The sequence below is a fragment of the Pseudoalteromonas sp. SWYJZ98 genome, from assembly GCF_015864495.1.
Lineage (GTDB): Bacteria > Pseudomonadota > Gammaproteobacteria > Enterobacterales > Alteromonadaceae > Pseudoalteromonas > Pseudoalteromonas distincta.
Genome location: NZ_JADYXA010000003.1, coordinates 108,198 through 126,347, shown reverse-complemented (window position 1 = coordinate 126,347; position 18,150 = coordinate 108,198). Strand labels below are relative to the sequence as shown.

Below are 18,150 nucleotides of genomic sequence, written 5' to 3'. Positions count from 1 at the left end.
CATTACAAACTTACCATGCACATGAGGTGCAATTATGTTGATAAGTTTACTCATTACTGAGCGGGCTACTCCCCTAAGAGGCGGCCATTATTCCATAACTTTATTCTTAGGTAAATATAGTTAAGAGAACAAATACCATCTTTTAATAAATAATTTATATTTATTAGTGAGGAAGCTATTGATAACAATTGTCGTTTAGATTAGTATGCATCTATTGAATGTAATTAACACGGTTTGTATTGATGTATATTTGTCTTTGTCACGGTGTGACTGATAAAAAAATTGAGCAAACAATTGACGATGGTGCAACGACCATGCGTGAATTAACCAAAGAGCTTAAAGTAGGCAGCCAATGCGGTAAGTGTTGTGGTTGTACTAAAAAGATCCTTAATCGCAGACTTATTCAAATTGCGGATGTAACGGATCAAGTTGCTTAATTACATATAAAATTTAGATATAAAAAAAGCAGCTTTTTAGCTGCTTTTTCTATGCTTGTTACTATTTACAGTTGAGACTGTAAGTAGTTTTTGATACCCGTATTTTTAATAAGTAATTGTTGGGTTTCTAACCAATCAATTTGCTCTTCTTGTTCATTTAAAATGTGATCAAGGGCTTCACGGGTAATGTAATCTTTTTTACTTTCAGCCAGTTTAACTGCGCTACGTAACTCATCAATAGTATCGAGTTCAAAACTCATGTTAGCAGCAATCATTTCTTCGCTGTTTTCACCAATACGTAATCGGCCTAGGTCTTGAAGATTTGGTAAGCCTTCTAAAAACAAAATACGTTCAATTAAACGATCAGCGTTTTTCATTTTTTGAATTGATACTTTGTAGTCTGCTTTATCAAGCTGTGTAAAGCCAAAATCTTTAAACATACGTGCATGTAAAAAGTATTGGTTAATACCAACAAGCTCATTAGCGAGTACTTTATTAAGCGCTGCAATAACGTCTTTATCGCCTTTCATAATATGCTCCTACTAAGCCATTTGTGCTTGATGATAATTTTCAGAACCAATCTTATCAATTAAGCCAAGTTGCTGCTCTAACCAGTAAACATGGTCTTCTTCGGTATCAAATAACAGTTTTTCTAAAATGCTACGAGATTGATAATCTTGTTGTTCTTCACATATTGCGATGACGTCTTTAACACACGCAACTACTTCAAGCTCTAGTGTTAAATCGTTTTGCATCATGCTTTTTACATCGTTACCGATAAGTAAATCACGGCGCTTAGTCATATTTGGTACACCTTCTAAAAACAAGATGCGCTTAATAAGCCAGTCTGCGTGATCTTTTTCTTCTTCCATCTCGTGGTTAAGGCGCTCGTATAGCTTATTTAAACCCCAGTCGTCATACATGCGCGAGTGTATAAAATACTGATCGATTGCTGCTAACTCGTTAGCTAACAATGTATTAAACGCATCGATTACTTTTTGATTACCTTTCATGATAAATCGCCTTAACTATTTCAATTGTATGCAGTGTAGTACAAATAGCCAATATTGCAAGTTTTCTCTATAAAAATCATTGCGTTACTATTGGTTTTGATTCTTATTTAAGTTTGCGTTACTGCTTGGTTTGTGGAAAGTTTTTTATTTGTATTAGTATCTGAGAATGATTACTAGAGGTATTTATAAATAATAAGTAGATATACTGCTTTTCATATTATCTTTTTAAATAAATAGGCATGCTGATGATGCCTATTTATTGAGTTTATTACTAATTAAAACTGGTATTTAGCACCTAGGGTAGCCGTTGTTCCTAATCCTTTAATGTTATATCCACCGTAAGTGTAAGATTGTGCGCGGGCAGGGTAGTAATCGCTATTGAACAGGTTTTCGATACCAAAATAGCCACTCCAGCTGGCGTTAACATTGTATTGGCCACTTAAGTTAAATGTGTTGTAGCTGCTAACAGGGCCCTGATCGCCAGAGTATTGGCCCTGTGCATTTTTATCAAAACGCTTTCTGTCGCCTACATATAAAAAACTCATTGCAAGTGATAACTTTTCGTTGGTTTGCCATGTTAAATTAGCAGTGGCTTTCGGCGGGCTGATTTGTTTTGCCCCTAAATATTCATCCGCTTCGGTGTTTTTACCTTCTACGTAGCTGTATGTAGCACTTAATTTAAGATCTTGATTAATAGTATAATTAACTAAACCTTCGTAACCCCATATTTCTTGAGGTGCGCGTACGGGTTCGTAAACACCCGTTACTTCGTTAAATTCATTACTGGTGCCAAGCTCTGAAGTACTTCTGTACAGTGCAAATTCAAAACGAACGTTTTCAAACTGTGAAGTAAAACCAACTTCGTAGTTGTCAATTATAGATGCTTGTGTCTGAATAAGTGCAATATCGTCGACGGTTGCAGCGCGAAGTAAGCGCCCAATATCAGAAATATCAGATCCCTGTGAATAACTAAAAAATGGGCTGAATGCATCTGTTAAATTGTATTTTATGCCTGCATTATACGTTGTAGCGTCATAGTTTATGGTATCACCACGCACATTTAATGGGACTGAGCATTGCGAAGGGGTTCTACACAGTTTTAATGTTTGGTAATCACTTACGCTCAAATCAATACTTTCGTTTCTTACACCTGCTTTTACAATAATATCGTCGTTTATTACCCATTTGGTTTGTAAAAAGCCAGCCACACTTTCCATGTCCATTTCGGGCACCCACACACGGCCATCCACTAAAGGTTGCGAGGTTTTATCGTTTAAGGCATCAATACCGTAGATTAAGGTGGCTGTTACGTTTTCAAAATCAAACTGACTATTAAATGTAGCCCTTGCACCTTGCTTGTCTGATTTAATAACGGATTGGCCACCTGTATAGCCTTCATCGAGGTTAGCTAGGTTAGTGGAGAAAAAGAATACGTTTTCTATATCTTGTTTATAAAGATCGAGGGTCATTTGTGTGTTTTCAAACAACGCGTAATCAACATATTTTAGGGTTATATTTTCGTTGCCATCGGGTCCTTGCGGCTTACCTTGTTTTTGAAGCTCTAAGGGGACGTGTATAGCGTATGTTTTTTCTCCTATATTGCCATCGCCAGTAACATCGCCTAAATCAGTTTTTTGCTGTGAACTGAAATAGTTATAGCTAAACTGCAGTTGCTTTTCGTCGTCAAAATCATAAGTTAGTTTGGTAAAATAGTTTTGAGTCTCAGAGTCTGATAAACCATATTGCAAGCCTAAAATATCGCCCTGCGCATCGCGTTGTACGCCATTTTCTTCATAGCTTGCTGTTAACAGGTAGCTTAGTTTTTCGAACTTACCGTTTACTGCAGCCGCTATTCTGCCGCCACCACTTTCTGCTAACTTAACAGCGCTAAAGCGGCTTGAAATACTTATTTCGCCTTCTGGTTTACCATCACTGCGAGCCTGTTTTGTTATGTAGTTAATAATGCCACCTGAGGCACCATTACCATAAATAGACGTTGCGCCTTTTATTACTTCAATGCGCGCTATTGCACTTGCATCAAGTGTTTTTACGCCTAAAGAACCATTACGAAGAGGAGTTGATTGCGGTACACCATCAATCATTATTAATGGCGCGCGGCCGCGTAGCGTTTGTCCTGAATTACTTGAGCTGCCTGTATTTGGGGCAAGGCCAGGAACCATTTGCGCGAGTAAACTTCCCAATTCTGAGCTTACTTTTAAATGCTGTTGTATTTGTTGCTGATTAATAACGGTAATCGAGGCAGGTACTTCGTCAATGCTTTCTGATATGCGGCTGCCTGAAACAATGACATGCTCTAACTGATCAGAAGTGTATTCATTTTTATTATTTTCATTTGCTAACGTGTTAGTACTTATTGCAATAGCAATAAGGCAAAGCGAAGTTTTTAACATGGGGTGTCTTAGTTGATAACAATTTACGTAATGGTAATTATTATCAACTAATGACGCAAGTGTTAATGAGATTTATTTCCATTTATGACGTTTTAACCAAAAATATACACCGCTTACAATAAAAAATGCGAGTGAAAGGGCTATTAATAACCATAAAAACTGCACAATAGGACCTGCAAAATCACCAATGTGAAACTTATACTTAAAGTTCCATGCTTGTGTTGTGAAGTTGGTTTTACTGGCGTCAAATGAGTTTAATACTTCACCAGTAAATGGGTTAGTCCAAACCCAGCTGTAAGCGTGGCTTTCGCCAGGGTTTTGCATTCTCAGTGCAATTGCTTCGTCATCCTTTTTAGGTAAGTAAATTCTATATAATTTACCGTCTGGAAATACGTTCTCTGCATTTTTAATTGCTTCATTGTAGTTTAAAGCAGCTTGAGAAGGGGTTATTACTTTTGGTGCTTTAGGTCTTTGTTCTACCTTGTTTAAGGTCACAAATTCTAATACCGATTGAGTTTGTGTTTTCCAGTTAAATGCCATACCAGTAAATGCAATCAGTATAAGCGGTATAAAAAAGTAAACACCAAGCACTGTATGAAATTGATACATGAGCACTCTAAATTTGGCTTTTGGTTTTATAGCTAAACGTTTAACTCTGTTTTTGGGCTTTACCCATAAATAAAAGCCCAGTAATACATTTATTAAAAGTAGCAATGCACACACCGACATCCAATTTCGAAAGGTTTTTTCACCTTTACTGTTTTCAAACAACAGCCAACGATGTAATCCCATAGCAAACCCATAAATCGTATCGGTTGATTCATAGATGTTTAGTACACTCCCAGAGTAGGGGTTAACACTGGCGTAGTGTTTATTGGCTAACCGAAATTGCCATGCTGCGTTTGGCGCTTGTTCGGGCATAAAAAAGGTGATTTTTTGCTTAGTTTGAGCTTGTACATTTTGTATAAGTTCATCGTAAGGCATTAAGTTTTTTTTGGGTGTTACTTGCCATTTCTCAGGCTCTATTAGGTGCTGTATGTCTTTTGCATAAATCATAACAGCACCGGTTAGGCTCACTATTAATAAAAATAGTCCGCTAATTAGGGCAAGGCCTAAATGAATTCTACGTAACCAAAGTTTCAAAAACGGTATCTCATTATGAGTTAATGACAATATTGTAAATGATAATACGAGCTGTTTTCAATTAAATAGTTATGTATTTGGTTTAGCTTGTTATTAAGAACATTAAATTAGGCTTTTATTCGCGATTGGTCGGATTTCTATTATGCAATTTTCGATATTAAAATTGTTGTGTAAAAAACTTTTAACTGCGGCTAAATCAATTACGTGCTGAGTGCTAATAATAAGCTCGCAATAATTTTCTTTATCGTCTAGTTGCCAAAGCTTGATGCTCATTACCGATTCGATATTAAATTCATTACTAATAGCATGTGATATTGCATCTGTATCAATATTGCTAGGCGCTGCTTGCATTAAAATTTTGCAGCTTTGCTTTAATAGTAAAATGCCATGATAAATTACATAAAGAGAAATAAGCACAGTGGCAATTAAGTCAACGATATACCACTGGTATAAAATAATTAAGGTGCCTGCAATAATAACAACAATAGATGCCATTGCATCTGATACGTTATGAATAAAGGCCGCTTTTATATTTATACTGTGATTTGCGCCAGCTCGGTAGGTTAAATATGCGGTTGCTAAATCAATAATCAATGCTATTGCTGCCACCCACACAACTATCCAACCATTAATTTGTTGAGGGCTTAAATAGCTCGAAATGGCTTCAAAAATTAGATACACACCAATTAATATCAATGTACTGCTATTAAAAAGTGTGGCAAGTATTTCAGCGCGTTTATAGCCAAAATGATGAGTGGTGTCAGCAGGTTTATTACCAATTTTACGTGCAACGAGCGCGATAAATATAGAGGCAGCATCACTTAAATTATGAAGTGCATCGGCTATAAGTGACAAACTGCCCGAAAATATCCCGCCAATAACTTGGGCTACGGTTAGCAATACATTAATAACCACAGCAACGGTGAGCTCTTTATTGCTTTGATTTTCGTCAACATGACTATGTGAGTGATCGTGCGCCATAATGCCCTCAAACGCATTGATTAAATACTGCTTATATCACGAGGAGTTTAAAACAGCTACAGAAGTTGTAGCGTAAGCAAGCGTAATTATAAGTTAGTAATAAAGGCGTATTTTTTAAAAAATGTGAATTTAAGATTGTAACGCTAAATACCCAGTTTTTAAGGAGTTTACCGCTCAAAACTTGCGTCTTTATATATTTAGTGCATTAATGTAAGTAATATTAAATGATTATAAGTTGCTGGATATTAAGCATGGACAAAGGTTTAAACTTTGGTGAATTAACAGGTAAAGGACAGTCTGTTCGAAGTAAGTTAATTATAACCTTTATAATTATAGCCTTAGGGCCACTTTGTATACTTACGTGGTTTAGTCTTGAACATGTAAATAGCACGCTTAAACAAAATGCAGACACTGAACTTAACGAGCTTAATAATATAGGTAAGCAATTTGCTGATATTTGGTTTACAGACCATGTTAAAGATTTATATTTGCTTAGGGCGCAGTTTGATATCAGCCCCAATAAAAAGCAAAAATTAATTAATCAATTTATTGAGCAGTATGATTTTGTTAATCATGTAGAGCTTATTGATGTAAACCTCGTTAAATCACTACCTTCATCTCCCTTTTTTAATATTATTAAAGATCAACGTTTTAATAACATACTCTCTGGTATTAAAAATACAGGTAAAATCCAATTTCAGTCAATGACAGTCTCAGGGCGTGAGTATCATATTATTGGCTTACCGTTAGTAAATACCGAAAATAAGCTACAAGCCATATTGCTCTCAGATATAAATTTAAACGGCTTATTAAATAATCTAAGTAAAATACACGCTGTAAATAAAGACATAACATTTTATGTTATGCATAATAATAAAATTCAAAAAAATAATAATTCAGACGATTCTCAACCAGTATTTTTCTCTCAAAACGGCTCCCCAACGCAACGTGTCTTTTCTTACAGTAATAAAAATGAAGAGACTTTATACGGGTATATTGATTCTCTAGAGTTTTTAAATGAATCTGGATGGCAGTTACTTGTAACAAAACCAAAAGAAGTTGCACTACAAGGTGCTAATTTTTATAAACAGCTTGCTTTATTAACAAATGCGGGGGCATTGCTGTTTATATTAACGTCATCGTGGTGGTTTGGGCGTCGACTTTCTAGACCTTTAATTAACTTAGCTAAAATTGTTGAAAGTATTACAAAAGGAGACAAGGTAAAAGTCCCTGTAATAAACGACAGTATTGAGTTTAACCAGCTTTCATTGGGTTTACGTAATTTAGTAGCCGTAAAAGAAGAGCAACAAAGTATATTACAAAAACAACGCTCTGCACTTCAAATTGCATTAAAACAATTAGCCGAGCAAAAAAGTGCATTAGATGAACACGCTATTGTTGCTGTAACTGATTTGCATGGCACCATCACTTTTGTAAATAAGAAATTTTGTGAGATTAGTGGCTACGATGAACACGAATTAATAGGCGAAAACCATCGCCTTTTAAATTCAGGTAAACACGAAAAAGCATTTTTTAAAAATATGTATAAAACGCTTAAACGTGGTGATATATGGAACGGGCAAATATGCAATCAAGCTAAGCATGGTGGTTTTTATTGGGTAGATACCACCATTGCACCATTTTTAGATGAAAATGGAAAACCGCAAAACTATATTGCTATTCGTACTGACATTACAGCCCTGAAATTACAAGAGCTAGAGCTTGAGCAACACAAAACACAGTTGCAGCTAGTGATTGACTCAACAGCAGTGGGTATTTGGGATTGGTACATTGATACTAAAAATGTGACATTTAATAACCGCTGGGCCGAGATTATAGGTTACAAGCTCAGTGATATTGAACCTTGTACTATAGATACTTGGTATACCTACGCTCACCCTGATGATTTAGCTATGTCGGAGAAAAAACTTCAAGCGTATTTTTCCGGCGAGACTGACTATTATGTTAGTGAAGCCCGCATGAAGCATAAAAACGGACATTGGATTTGGGTTCTCGATACTGCAAAAATAGTTGAGTGGAATACCGATGGCTCTCCAAAACGCATGATCGGTACGCATTTAGATATATCAGATCGAAAATCTACAGAGCTTGAGCTACAAGGAAGCCGAGACAGATTTGCATCTTTGGTATCAAATATCCCTGGCATTATTTATAGATGTAAGTTTGATGACAAATTAAGCATGCTTTACATGAGCGAGCAAGCGAGTGAAATAACTGGTTATTCACCCGATGAGTTGATACACAATGAAGACCTTTGCTTCTTTGATTTAATATGTGAAGACGATTCTAAAAAAATAAAAGATGAAATTGTCCGTTGTGTTAGCGCTAAGCAGTCATGGTCTGTTGAGTATAGAATTAAAGCCCGCGATGGCTCTTTGCATTGGGTAAACGAAAAAGGCCAAGCGATTTACGCAGATGATGGCAATATATTGTATTTAGATGGATTTATTTTAGATATTACAGAACGTTACAATACACAATTAAAAATAAGCCGTCAGCAAAGCCTGCTTGAATCAATGAGTAAGCAAGGACAGATTGGTGCATGGGAGATGGACCTAGATGCGCATACTCTTTATTGGTCTGATGAAGTTAAAGTTATCCACGAAGTACCAGAGGGATTTGAGCCGAGGATAGATACTGCTATTGATTTTTATAAACCAGGAATACACCGAGACACTATAAGTACCTTATTTGAATGCGCTGTGACTTTAGGTGAAAGCTGGAGTGTAGAGCTTATTATTTTGACCTATTCGGGGCAAGAGCATTGGGTTAAATCAATGGGCCAAGCAGAGCTTAAAGATGGTAAATGCGTACGTGTTTTTGGTTCATTTCAAAGTATTGATGCACATAAGCGCCTTGAACTCGAAAGCGAAAAAGCAAACCGCTATAACAAAAATTTAGCCGCGCTTACAGTCGCACCTGAAGTGCAAAATAGTGATGTAGAGCAAGTTAAAAAGCTAGCCGTTAAATCTATGTGCGAAGTGCTAAATGTTGCACGTGCGTCGGTATGGATTTTTAACGATCAACGAGATGTAATGACATGTCATAGTTTATACATAGATGGACAAGGGTTTGTAGATACAGATGCTGTTTTAACTGCTAAAGACTACCCTGCATATTATAGCGCCATTTATAAGCAAAACTTAGTAGCCATTGATGATGTTTATACGCACCCAGCAACTGTTGATTTTATAGAAGCGTATACAAAGCCATTAAATATTAAATCGATGCTTGATGCAGTAATAGCAACTGGTGATGGTAATTTAGGTATTTTGTGCGCTGAAACGGTAGGCGAACATCACAATTGGACGCAAAGTGAAGAAACTTATCTTCGATCATTGGCTACTTTAGTGGGAAGTACTTTAATTTCTCAGCAACGAAAAGTAATCAGTGAGGAGTTAAAAGTAGCCCTTGTAAAAGCAGAAGATGCAGCCATTGCGAAGAGCCAATTTTTAGCAACCATGAGCCATGAAATAAGAACGCCAATGAATGGTGTACTCGGTATGCTAGAACTTGTTCAATTAGAGTCACTCCCTAAACCAATAGAAACAAAAGTAGGTATAGCCAAAACAAGTGCGCACTCTTTATTGGGTGTAATTAACGATATTTTAGATTTCTCTAAAGCCGAAGCGGGTAAAATTGAACTTGAAGAGATTAACTTTAATGGACGTGATTTAATTGGCGAAGTTGCTGCCGCACAAGCATTGACTGCTCAAGAAAAAGGTATAGAAATAATTTTAGATTTGGTAGCGCTAGAGCCTTCGCAGTTATGCGGAGATCCTGGGCGGATTCGACAAGTACTTACTAATTTGCTGAGTAACGCCGTTAAGTTTACGAGTAAGGGCGAGGTTGTTGTAAGCGCCAAAATTAATAAAGTGGCTCAAGGTTTAGAATTTGTTGCAAGTATAAAAGATTCAGGCATAGGAATAAGTGAAGAAAAGCAACAGCAGTTATTTACCCCTTTCTCTCAAGTCGATGCATCAACAACGCGTGAATATGGAGGCAGTGGCTTAGGGCTGGCTATTTGTAAGCAGCTTTGTGAACTAATGGGGGGAGCTATCTCTCTCACTAGCGAAGCCGGTAAAGGGAGTACTTTTACTGCCACTATAATGCTGACTCCGGGAGATCAAAAAGAACGTTATATTCCTAATATTAATATGGAAGAGCTAACCGTTTTGGTTGTTGATGATAACGAGACAAATCGAATTGTAATTTCACAGCAGCTTGAGCACTGGGGCGCTAAAGTTGCGCTTGCATGTGACGCACGCGAAGCTCTTGATATGTGCGCGCAGCAGTATAAAAGTAACAATTACATGTATGACATTGCAGTGCTTGATATGCAAATGCCAGGAATGGATGGTATAGAGCTGTGTAAAGCACTAAAAGCACATGAACATTATAAATCAATGCCACTTGTAATGATGACCAGTATTGCTGGTATGGAAGGTGCGCAGCGCTATTCTAATGCAGGCTTTCAGGCATATTTCCCCAAACCTGTAACCACTGCCGATTTAATTTCTGCACTGTCAGTCATAACAAGTAATGATTCAGATGAGACACTCCCACTTGTTACTTCAGGCTATATTTCCTCTCTTAAAAAAGAAAAGGTGCAGGAACCTACCCAAATATTACTTGTAGAAGATAATCCAATTAATCGGCAAGTGGCTACATTAATGCTCAAAAAGCTTAATTGTGACGTTACAATTGCCGAAAATGGTCAATTAGCGATAGATATATTAGAGTCTCACGATTCTGGTTTCTTTAAGCTCGTTCTTATGGATTGCCAGATGCCTGTTATGGATGGCTTTGCTACAACTGCAGCTATACGTAAAGGTATGGCGGGTATACAACACAAAAACATTAGGATCATTGCTATTACGGCTAACGCAATGGGCTCTGATAAAGAGCGTTGTATAACCGCTGGAATGGATGACTACTTGAGCAAACCGATTCAATTAGATATTTTAAAAGATAAATTAGAGCAGTATATTTAAGGTAAAAATACAATGAGCCAACCCGTTATAATACGTGATGCAAAGCCAAGTGATGCGAAAACAATTTTGCACTTTATTACCGAACTTGCCATATATGAAAAAGAACCGGATGCAGTTAAAACAGACGAACAGGCTATTTTAGATACTCTGTTTAGTGAAGGTGCTACTGCGCACAGCATAATTTGTTTAGAAGGTGATGAGCCAATTGGTTTTGCGGTCTATTTTTATAATTACTCTACATGGTTAGGTAAAAATGGCCTATACCTTGAAGATTTATACGTAAGCCCAGATAGCCGTGGCAATGGTACAGGTAAAGCCATTATGAAGCACTTAGCTAATAAGGCGATTAGTAATGACTGTGGTCGTTTTGAATGGGTAGTGCTTGATTGGAATAAACCCGCTATCGATTTTTACAATAGCATTGGTGCAAAGCCGCAAAACGAATGGATTATATATCGCTTAACAGGGCAGGAATTACTAGACTTCGCTAAATAGTTAATGAAAATCATTTGCATTTAGTTTTGTGGGTGTGTAAGTTAACTACACGCCCATAAATAAACGTGCAGATGATTATATGATCTCAAATCAAAAACAATCCCACTCAGATTTACTTTGTCTTGATCAAGCATTAAGCCCTTGGCAGTCGAATATAATGCAAGGTAATTATGCATTTGAACAAGGTGCACTTCTCGAAGCCCGCGATAAATACTTATTAGCTAAAACACTTGCAGATCATCTTCTTCAGCAGTTTTTATATGCTCAGATTAATAACAATGTCATCCATGCTATTGAGCATTGCATACCTGCACTTGTTGTTGCGTCGCATAATTTAGCTGATACCTATATAGCTTTGCAACAGCCTGAAAATGCATGCAAATGGCTATGCGAAGTACACTTAACACTCTGTTCGCTAATTAAGCATACTCATTACGATATACAAAAAGTGAGTAAGCATCATTACACTAAAACGTCCTCTGAACTTGTATTATTTGCAAGACGCTATCATTTTTTACCTGAGCTAATAGAGCAAGTGAATTTTTGCTTATGCTCAGAGAGCACTACAAACAATCAACTGCACTAATTTAAAAGAAAAAGGAGTATTTATGGCTTTTACTTTGCCTGCACTTAACTATGAGTACGATGCGCTTGAGCCTCATATTGATGGTAAAACAATGCATATTCACCACACATTGCATCATCAAACGTATATCAATAAAGCCAATGCTGCTTTAGCAGATACTGTTTATGCAACCGCAAATGCTGAAAAATTACTTAAGGGAATAAACAGTCTGCCTAGTAATTTACAAAAAGCAGTACAAGAGCATGTAGGAGGGCATTTTAATCACAGCTTATTTTGGCAAGTAATGAGCCCTCAAGGAGGAGGTGAACCTGAAGGTAGTGTAGCTCAGGCAATAAATGAACAGTTTGGCAGTTTTGATAAGTTTAAAGAGGAATTTACTGCTGCTGCAATTAGTCAATTTGGCAGTGGTTGGGCGTGGCTATGTGTGACCCCAGATAAAAAGTTGATTGTAGAAAATAGTGCTAATCAAGATTGCCCTTTAATGCAGGGAAATACCCCTATTTTGGGACTTGATGTATGGGAGCATGCCTACTATTTGAAGTATCAAAATAAGCGTCCTGACTATATTGCTGCTTTTTATAATGTAATTAATTGGACTGAAGTTGAAAAACGCTACCTAGCCGCAGTAAGTTGAGTGCCGAATATGGCTAGTAATACAGTTTATTTTCTATAAGCTAGGCTCTATTAGATTAATTTATAGAGCCGTTTATGGACACTTCACATTGGCAAAAAGCACGTCAGAGTCGCGATCCTCGTTTTGACGGGCTTTTTTACGTAGCGGTAAAAAGTACCGGTATTTATTGCAGACCAATTTGCCCTGCACCAACGGCTCACGAAAAAAACGTTGCTTATTATCAGTTTGCCCATAACGCGGCGCAAGATGGTTTTAGGCCCTGTATTCGTTGCAGGCCCGATAGTGCCCCAGGCAGCGCAGCATGGCAGGGTACAAAAACGACGGCACTTAGAGCAAAACAGTTAATAGATCAAAATGACGAGCACGACTGCGAAAAATTAGCAGCTCGTTTAGGTGTAAGTAGTCGTTATTTAAGACAGTTGTTTAAGCAGTATTTTGGCGTGTCGATTACGCAATATCGATTATTTAACCAATGTCACTTTGCTAAAAAGCTGATTCAAGAAACACACTTACCCCTTACCGAAATAGCGTTTTCCGCAGGCTTTAAAAGCATTAGGCGCTTTAATGATGCATTTTTACAGCAGTTAAATATAGCTCCCTCGAAGCTGCGCAGTGGCGATAAAAAACCAACGTCAACACTCACTTTAACCCTGCCATTTAGGCCGCCTTATAATTGGCCTGCTTTGCAGAGCTTTTTACAAAGGCGCTTGATAAAACCAATGGAGTGGATAACACAAACGAGCTACGGACGTACTTTTGCAAGTGAGGAATATAAAGGAAGCTTTACCGCTGAATTTATAGCGAGTAAAAATCACTTTAGTGTATCTATCAATATAGACAATACGGTGTACTTACAACCTGTTATAAATAATATACGCCGTGTGCTTGATTTAGATGCTGATATTAATTTAATTGAAACGCATTTAAGCGCCAATATAAACAATGCGTTTACAGTGTGTGAAGGGCTCAGACTTCCAGGGATTTGGTCAAGTTTTGAAGCCGGTATAAGGGCGGTACTCGGACAACAAGTGAGTGTTACTGCGGCGCATAATTTAGTAACAAAGTTAGTTGACGAATTAGGCGAAAAAGAGGGCGATGCCGTTTATTTTCCTACGGCTAAAATTGTTGCTAATAGTGATTTTGCATTTTTTAAAATGCCACAAGCACGCAAAAATGCGCTACACAACTTAGCCCAGTTTTGTGCACTAAATCCTGAAAATGACGATTTAGACGAATGGCTTAATTTAAAGGGAATTGGTCCTTGGACGGTAAATTATGCAAAGTTGCGAGGGCAAAGCCAGCCCGATATATTACTTGATGGCGACTTAGGTGTTAAAAAAGCTCAAGCGGCGGCAAACCCTTTCGTACCTGCTAACAGCGCTCCTTTTCGCTCTTACTTAACTTTTCAACTTTGGCAGCAATTATAATGATCATTCAAACATCCATTTCGAGCCCTATAGACGACATAATTATTCAAGCGACAGATAAAGGAGTGAGTTACGTTGGGTTTTATCCTCCAGTTGAGCACCTTCATACGCCATTTGAGCAAGTCGCTAACAAGGCGGTGCTTATTTGTGCTGCGCAGTTAAATGAGTACTTTGCAAAAAAACGTACTACTTTTGATGTACCACTTGATACAAACGGTACGGTATTTCAACAAAGCGTATGGCAAGCACTATTAACGGTACCTTTTGGAAAGTCGCAAACATACGGCTATATTGCAAACCAACTCAATAATCCAAAAGCAGTGAGGGCAGTAGGTGCTGCGAATGGTAAAAATCCGATTAGTATTATAGTGCCTTGCCACCGAATTATTGGCGCAAATGCAAAGTTAACGGGCTATGCTGGTGGGATTGATAGGAAACTTTGGTTGCTGAAACACGAAGGATTAATGTAAATTAATTTAACGAATATTTTGTATGTTTAGTTCTACATACTACACTGTAGATTTAGTTTATAAATAAAAATCACTATGAAAATTAGAACGTTACTTTATATTTTTGTTTTGAAGTGTATTGTTTTTTGCGATGGCGTTACGGCCAAAGAATTACTTTTTTGTTATGAAGATAAAAACGCAGCACCACTATTTTTAGGTGTTGATAAGGCTATACCTATTGATCAACCTGATGCCTCAGTTGAGGTTTTAAGTTTATTAGATAAAGCGATTGATGGTGTTGAGATTAAGTTTGTTAGAAAACCATGGCGTAGATGCTTAAGCGATTTAGAATTTAATCGAGTTAATGCTGTTATTGCCAGTTACCGCAAAGGACGAGAAAACGTTGCTGTTTACCCTGTTGATGAGCAAGGTAAGTTACAAGATGACTATGCAGTAAGTGAATTTAGTAGCTGCCTTATAGGGCGTTATAAATTTCATAAAGAATGGGAGACTCGCGAAGTATTTCAAAATAAAGCATTTACGATAGCTATTCCTAATGGCTATGGACTAAATAGCGCGTTGAAAGAAGAACCATTTTTTATTCATAATACGTTTTCTAAAAGCAAAGCTTTTGAGTTGCTAGATAAGGGCGTGGTGCAGGCGAGCGTTGATCTATGCCAAGTAGATGGCTTAAAAGTGTCGAGTTATCCGTATGAGGGTAATAATGTTAAACCTATTTATCCCCCTTACGAAACCAGCCATGGTTATCTTGTTTTTTCAAAAAAATTCTATGAAGAAAATAATGCTCTAAGCTTACAAATGTGGCAGTGGTTATCAAAATTTGAAAGTGCACCTGTGTATATTAAATACTTACAAACACTTAAATAAACAGGCCCTGACAAAATAAAATTCGCGTTTGTAAATTGGTATTAATTTAATATTAAGGTAGCATAAGCGGACTTTTTATGAAATGGCACCGCAATGGCTCAATTATACTTTTACTACTCTGCAATGAATGCAGGTAAATCAACCACGTTATTACAATCTGCATTTAATTATAAAGAACGTGGTATGGAACCTGTGATCCTGACTGCTGCCATTGATGATAGACAAGGCGTGGGTAAAGTATCGTCTCGTATTGGTTTGCAAGCTGATGCGCATGTATTTGATGCCAGTAAAGATGTTTTTGATCTTATTCAATCACTCAATAATGATAAAAAGCGCCATTGTGTGTTAGTTGACGAGTGCCAATTTTTATCAAAAGAACAAGTAATGCAATTAACCGATGTGGTTGATGAACTCGGTATACCGGTATTGTGTTATGGCCTGCGTAACGACTTTAGAGGCGAGCTATTTATAGGGTCGCAATATTTGCTTGCGTGGGCTGATAAGTTAGTTGAGCTTAAAACTGTTTGCCACTGCGGGCGTAAAGCTAACCATGTACTGCGTACCGATGAAAATGGCGAAGCAATAGCCGATGGTAACCAAGTAGAAATTGGCGGTAATGACCGATATGTTTCGGTATGCCGCAAACATTATAAAGCTGCGTTAAATATGGGCCGATAAAGCATTTAAAAATGTATCAATATCTTCGCGGGTTATATCTAAATGCGTAACTAGCCTAAGCTGCTTGCTTGGGCTAAATAATATGCCTTGTTGTTTAAGCGCTTCAGCAATATCTTCAATATTTATACTGCTACTGTATGTTGCGTAAACCATATTAGTGGTGTTAATCATATCGACAGTAAAGCCACTGATTTCACTTAATTGTTGAGCCAAATAACGTGCATTTTCATGATCGTCTTTTAAGCGCTCTACATTGTGCTCAAGTGCAAATTGTCCAGCGGCTGCAAGCATTCCGGCTTGGCGCATACCGCCACCAAGTACTTTTCTCCATCGTCTTGCTTTATTAATAAGTGCTGGTGAGCCTAGTAATAAAGAGCCTACGGGCGCCCCCAAACCTTTAGATAAACAAATAGAAACTGAGTCAAAGTGCTTTGTAATTTCAGTGATATCAACTTTTAGCTCAACAGCGGCATTAAAAGCACGTGCGCCGTCTAAGTGCAGCGCTAAATTATGCGTATTAACAAAGTCACGAGCTTGGGCTAAGTACTCAAGCGGGAGTACTTTTCCGCCAATGGTATTTTCTAAGCTGAGCAATCGCGTTTTTGCAAAATGGCAATCGTCTGGTTTTATAGCCGCCGCTATTTTACTAAAAGGTATGCTGCCATCAGCTTCGTTTTCAATAGGCTGTGGTTGCACAGACCCTAAAACAGCTGCGCCACCACCTTCAAACTTATAATTGTGAGCATTTTGGCCACAAATGTATTCGTCACCTCGCTCACAATGTGCCATTATTGCAAGTAAGTTGGCTTGTGTACCTGAGCTGCAATAAAGTGCGGCTTTAAAATTGAAACGCTCACACGCATAAGCTTCTAGTTGGTTAACGCTTTCATCATCGCCATATACATCGTCACCAAACGGTGCGCTGTACATAATATCGCGCATTGTGTTTGTTGGTTTTGTAACTGTATCAGAGCGAAAATCTATCATGATTGCCTTATCCTTTTTATTATTGTTAATAAAATTGGTATTAATCAAGCTCGCTACAAATTTGCTCACGAGTGTCTTTATCAAAGTAGGTCCATGCAATAAAGCGGCTAATTTTTTGACCTTGTGCCATATCAACTATTTTATACTGTGCTAATGGGTGAGCTTTTAATACTTCTTCAAGGGCTGCAATATTATCCTTTTTAGAGACTAACGACGTAAACCACAGTACTTGCTCTGCAAAGTCTTCGCTTTCTTTAATCATGTTAGAGATAAACTGTACTTCACCGCCTTCACACCACAATTCATTATTATGACCACCAAAATTAAGCGTGCTACTGGGTGTTTTTCCTAAGTTTTTCCACTTACGTTCACTGCCTTTACTTGCCTCTTCTTCACTTGCATGAAACGGAGGGTTACAGAGCGTTAAATGGTATAGATCTTTTTGATTTATAACGCCTTTAAAAATATGTGATGCGTTTTTTTGTTGCTTTAGGGTTATTTTTAAACCATTAAACTGAGCAATTTGCTTTGCTATCTTTACCGAAGCTGCATCAATATCAGTCCCTGTAAAATGCCACTTATATTCACTTGTACCAGTAAGCGGATAAACTAAGTTAGCGCCAGTGCCAATATCAAGCACTTTAATTTGCTTACCTAAAGGTATTTGTTGTTGGTTATCATCACTTAATAAGTCGGCTAAGTAATGAATGTAGTCAACACGCCCAGGTATAGGTGGACATAAGTTGTGCTCGGGAATATCCCAAAAATCAATATTATAATGTGCTTTCAAAAGGGCTTGATTGAGTGTTTTAACGGCTTTGTTATCACTAAAATCAATACTTTTAGTACCTGCAGGTGTGGTTATAACAAAAGGCAGTAGAGCAGGGTGCTCTGTTGTTAATAAATCGAAGTCGTACCCATTTTTATGTAGGTTACGAGGGTGTAATTTTGAACGTGCTTTATTTTCTTTCATGGCTTCATTTTAACAACATATATAATGTGGTGA

16 protein-coding genes are annotated in these 18,150 nt (G+C 37.5%); 9 read left to right on the top strand and 7 right to left on the bottom strand.

Translation table 11 applies throughout. The annotated features are described in order from the left end of the window. Positions 1–242 precede the first annotated feature (242 nt). Positions 243–437 carry a (2Fe-2S)-binding protein gene (locus I6F10_RS03505; protein WP_002960627.1) on the top strand — a complete coding sequence of 65 codons (195 nt, stop codon included), beginning with the start codon at positions 243–245 and terminating at the stop codon, positions 435–437. A gap of 65 nt (positions 438–502) precedes the next feature. Here the strand turns inward: I6F10_RS03505 and bfr (I6F10_RS03500) are convergent, their stop codons facing one another. The 5 genes from bfr (I6F10_RS03500) to I6F10_RS03480 form a co-directional block, all read right to left on the bottom strand. Continuing rightward, complete coding sequence (gene bfr / locus I6F10_RS03500) at positions 503–967, bottom strand: bacterioferritin (RefSeq protein ID WP_002958984.1); 465 nt, start codon at positions 965–967, stop codon at positions 503–505. 12 nt (positions 968–979) lie between these two features. Beyond that, complete coding sequence (bfr, locus tag I6F10_RS03495) at positions 980–1,450, bottom strand: bacterioferritin (protein ID WP_002958985.1); 471 nt, start codon at positions 1,448–1,450, stop codon at positions 980–982. A 275-nt stretch (positions 1,451–1,725) separates the two neighbouring features. Next, positions 1,726–3,861: a TonB-dependent receptor gene (locus I6F10_RS03490; RefSeq protein ID WP_165742563.1), complete on the bottom strand. Its 2,136-nt coding sequence runs from the start codon at positions 3,859–3,861 to the stop codon at positions 1,726–1,728. A gap of 72 nt (positions 3,862–3,933) precedes the next feature. Beyond that, positions 3,934–5,004: a PepSY-associated TM helix domain-containing protein gene (locus I6F10_RS03485; protein WP_165742562.1), complete on the bottom strand. Its 1,071-nt coding sequence runs from the start codon at positions 5,002–5,004 to the stop codon at positions 3,934–3,936. A gap of 102 nt (positions 5,005–5,106) precedes the next feature. Further along, a complete protein-coding gene (locus I6F10_RS03480; protein WP_165742561.1) occupies positions 5,107–5,985 on the bottom strand; it encodes a cation diffusion facilitator family transporter in 879 nt (292 codons plus the stop codon). A 251-nt stretch (positions 5,986–6,236) separates the two neighbouring features. Here I6F10_RS03480 and I6F10_RS03475 point away from each other — a divergent pair, with 251 nt between their 5' ends. The 8 genes from I6F10_RS03475 (at position 6,237) to I6F10_RS03440 (ending at position 16,157) form a co-directional block, all read left to right on the top strand. Continuing rightward, positions 6,237–11,000, top strand: coding sequence for a PAS domain-containing protein (locus tag I6F10_RS03475; RefSeq protein WP_197098456.1), 4,764 nt, complete (start codon positions 6,237–6,239; stop codon positions 10,998–11,000). Between the two features lie 12 nt (positions 11,001–11,012). After that, positions 11,013–11,495, top strand: coding sequence for a GNAT family N-acetyltransferase (locus I6F10_RS03470; RefSeq protein ID WP_197098455.1), 483 nt, complete (start codon positions 11,013–11,015; stop codon positions 11,493–11,495). 79 nt (positions 11,496–11,574) lie between these two features. After that, on the top strand, positions 11,575–12,081 hold the full coding sequence (locus tag I6F10_RS03465) for a hypothetical protein (RefSeq protein ID WP_182671093.1): 507 nt from the start codon (positions 11,575–11,577) through the stop codon (positions 12,079–12,081). Positions 12,082–12,103: 22 nt separating this feature from the next. Further along, complete coding sequence (locus I6F10_RS03460; RefSeq protein WP_197098454.1) at positions 12,104–12,715, top strand: superoxide dismutase; 612 nt, start codon at positions 12,104–12,106, stop codon at positions 12,713–12,715. Positions 12,716–12,789: 74 nt separating this feature from the next. Next, positions 12,790–14,142 (top strand): DNA-3-methyladenine glycosylase 2 family protein, encoded by a 1,353-nt coding sequence (locus I6F10_RS03455; RefSeq protein ID WP_197098453.1) that lies wholly within the window; start codon positions 12,790–12,792, stop codon positions 14,140–14,142. Further along, on the top strand, positions 14,142–14,612 hold the full coding sequence (locus tag I6F10_RS03450; RefSeq protein ID WP_197098452.1) for a methylated-DNA--[protein]-cysteine S-methyltransferase: 471 nt from the start codon (positions 14,142–14,144) through the stop codon (positions 14,610–14,612). Before I6F10_RS03455 ends, I6F10_RS03450 begins: the two co-directional genes overlap by 1 nt. A gap of 75 nt (positions 14,613–14,687) precedes the next feature. Beyond that, positions 14,688–15,479 (top strand): amino acid ABC transporter substrate-binding protein, encoded by a 792-nt coding sequence (locus I6F10_RS03445; protein ID WP_197098451.1) that lies wholly within the window; start codon positions 14,688–14,690, stop codon positions 15,477–15,479. 93 nt (positions 15,480–15,572) lie between these two features. Further along, complete coding sequence (locus I6F10_RS03440; RefSeq protein ID WP_154902930.1) at positions 15,573–16,157, top strand: thymidine kinase; 585 nt, start codon at positions 15,573–15,575, stop codon at positions 16,155–16,157. Here the strand turns inward: I6F10_RS03440 and ltaE are convergent. Beyond that, positions 16,140–17,144: a low-specificity L-threonine aldolase gene (ltaE, locus tag I6F10_RS03435; RefSeq protein ID WP_197098450.1), complete on the bottom strand. Its 1,005-nt coding sequence runs from the start codon at positions 17,142–17,144 to the stop codon at positions 16,140–16,142. The two genes, I6F10_RS03440 and ltaE, sit on opposite strands and share 18 nt — an antisense overlap. Before the next feature lie 40 nt (positions 17,145–17,184). Beyond that, a complete protein-coding gene (rlmF, locus tag I6F10_RS03430; protein WP_197098449.1) occupies positions 17,185–18,117 on the bottom strand; it encodes a 23S rRNA (adenine(1618)-N(6))-methyltransferase RlmF in 933 nt (310 codons plus the stop codon). Between the last annotated feature and the right edge of the window lie 33 nt (positions 18,118–18,150).

What these genes read in the sequence shown, in the direction of transcription:
- I6F10_RS03460 (WP_197098454.1), top strand. Translation starts at nt 12,104, where the DNA reads ATGGCTTTTACTTTGCCTGCACTTAACTATGAGTACGATGCGCTTGAG.
- I6F10_RS03445 (WP_197098451.1), top strand. Translation starts at nt 14,688, where the DNA reads ATGAAAATTAGAACGTTACTTTATATTTTTGTTTTGAAGTGTATTGTT.
- I6F10_RS03465 (WP_182671093.1), top strand. Translation starts at nt 11,575, where the DNA reads ATGATCTCAAATCAAAAACAATCCCACTCAGATTTACTTTGTCTTGAT.
- ltaE (WP_197098450.1), bottom strand. Translation starts at nt 17,144, where the DNA reads ATGATAGATTTTCGCTCTGATACAGTTACAAAACCAACAAACACAATG.
- I6F10_RS03505 (WP_002960627.1), top strand. Translation starts at nt 243, where the DNA reads ATGTATATTTGTCTTTGTCACGGTGTGACTGATAAAAAAATTGAGCAA.
- I6F10_RS03475 (WP_197098456.1), top strand. Translation starts at nt 6,237, where the DNA reads ATGGACAAAGGTTTAAACTTTGGTGAATTAACAGGTAAAGGACAGTCT.
- I6F10_RS03440 (WP_154902930.1), top strand. Translation starts at nt 15,573, where the DNA reads ATGGCTCAATTATACTTTTACTACTCTGCAATGAATGCAGGTAAATCA.
- I6F10_RS03490 (WP_165742563.1), bottom strand. Translation starts at nt 3,861, where the DNA reads ATGTTAAAAACTTCGCTTTGCCTTATTGCTATTGCAATAAGTACTAAC.
- I6F10_RS03470 (WP_197098455.1), top strand. Translation starts at nt 11,013, where the DNA reads ATGAGCCAACCCGTTATAATACGTGATGCAAAGCCAAGTGATGCGAAA.
- I6F10_RS03450 (WP_197098452.1), top strand. Translation starts at nt 14,142, where the DNA reads ATGATCATTCAAACATCCATTTCGAGCCCTATAGACGACATAATTATT.
- bfr (WP_002958985.1), bottom strand. Translation starts at nt 1,450, where the DNA reads ATGAAAGGTAATCAAAAAGTAATCGATGCGTTTAATACATTGTTAGCT.
- I6F10_RS03455 (WP_197098453.1), top strand. Translation starts at nt 12,790, where the DNA reads ATGGACACTTCACATTGGCAAAAAGCACGTCAGAGTCGCGATCCTCGT.
- bfr (WP_002958984.1), bottom strand. Translation starts at nt 967, where the DNA reads ATGAAAGGCGATAAAGACGTTATTGCAGCGCTTAATAAAGTACTCGCT.
- rlmF (WP_197098449.1), bottom strand. Translation starts at nt 18,117, where the DNA reads ATGAAAGAAAATAAAGCACGTTCAAAATTACACCCTCGTAACCTACAT.
- I6F10_RS03480 (WP_165742561.1), bottom strand. Translation starts at nt 5,985, where the DNA reads ATGGCGCACGATCACTCACATAGTCATGTTGACGAAAATCAAAGCAAT.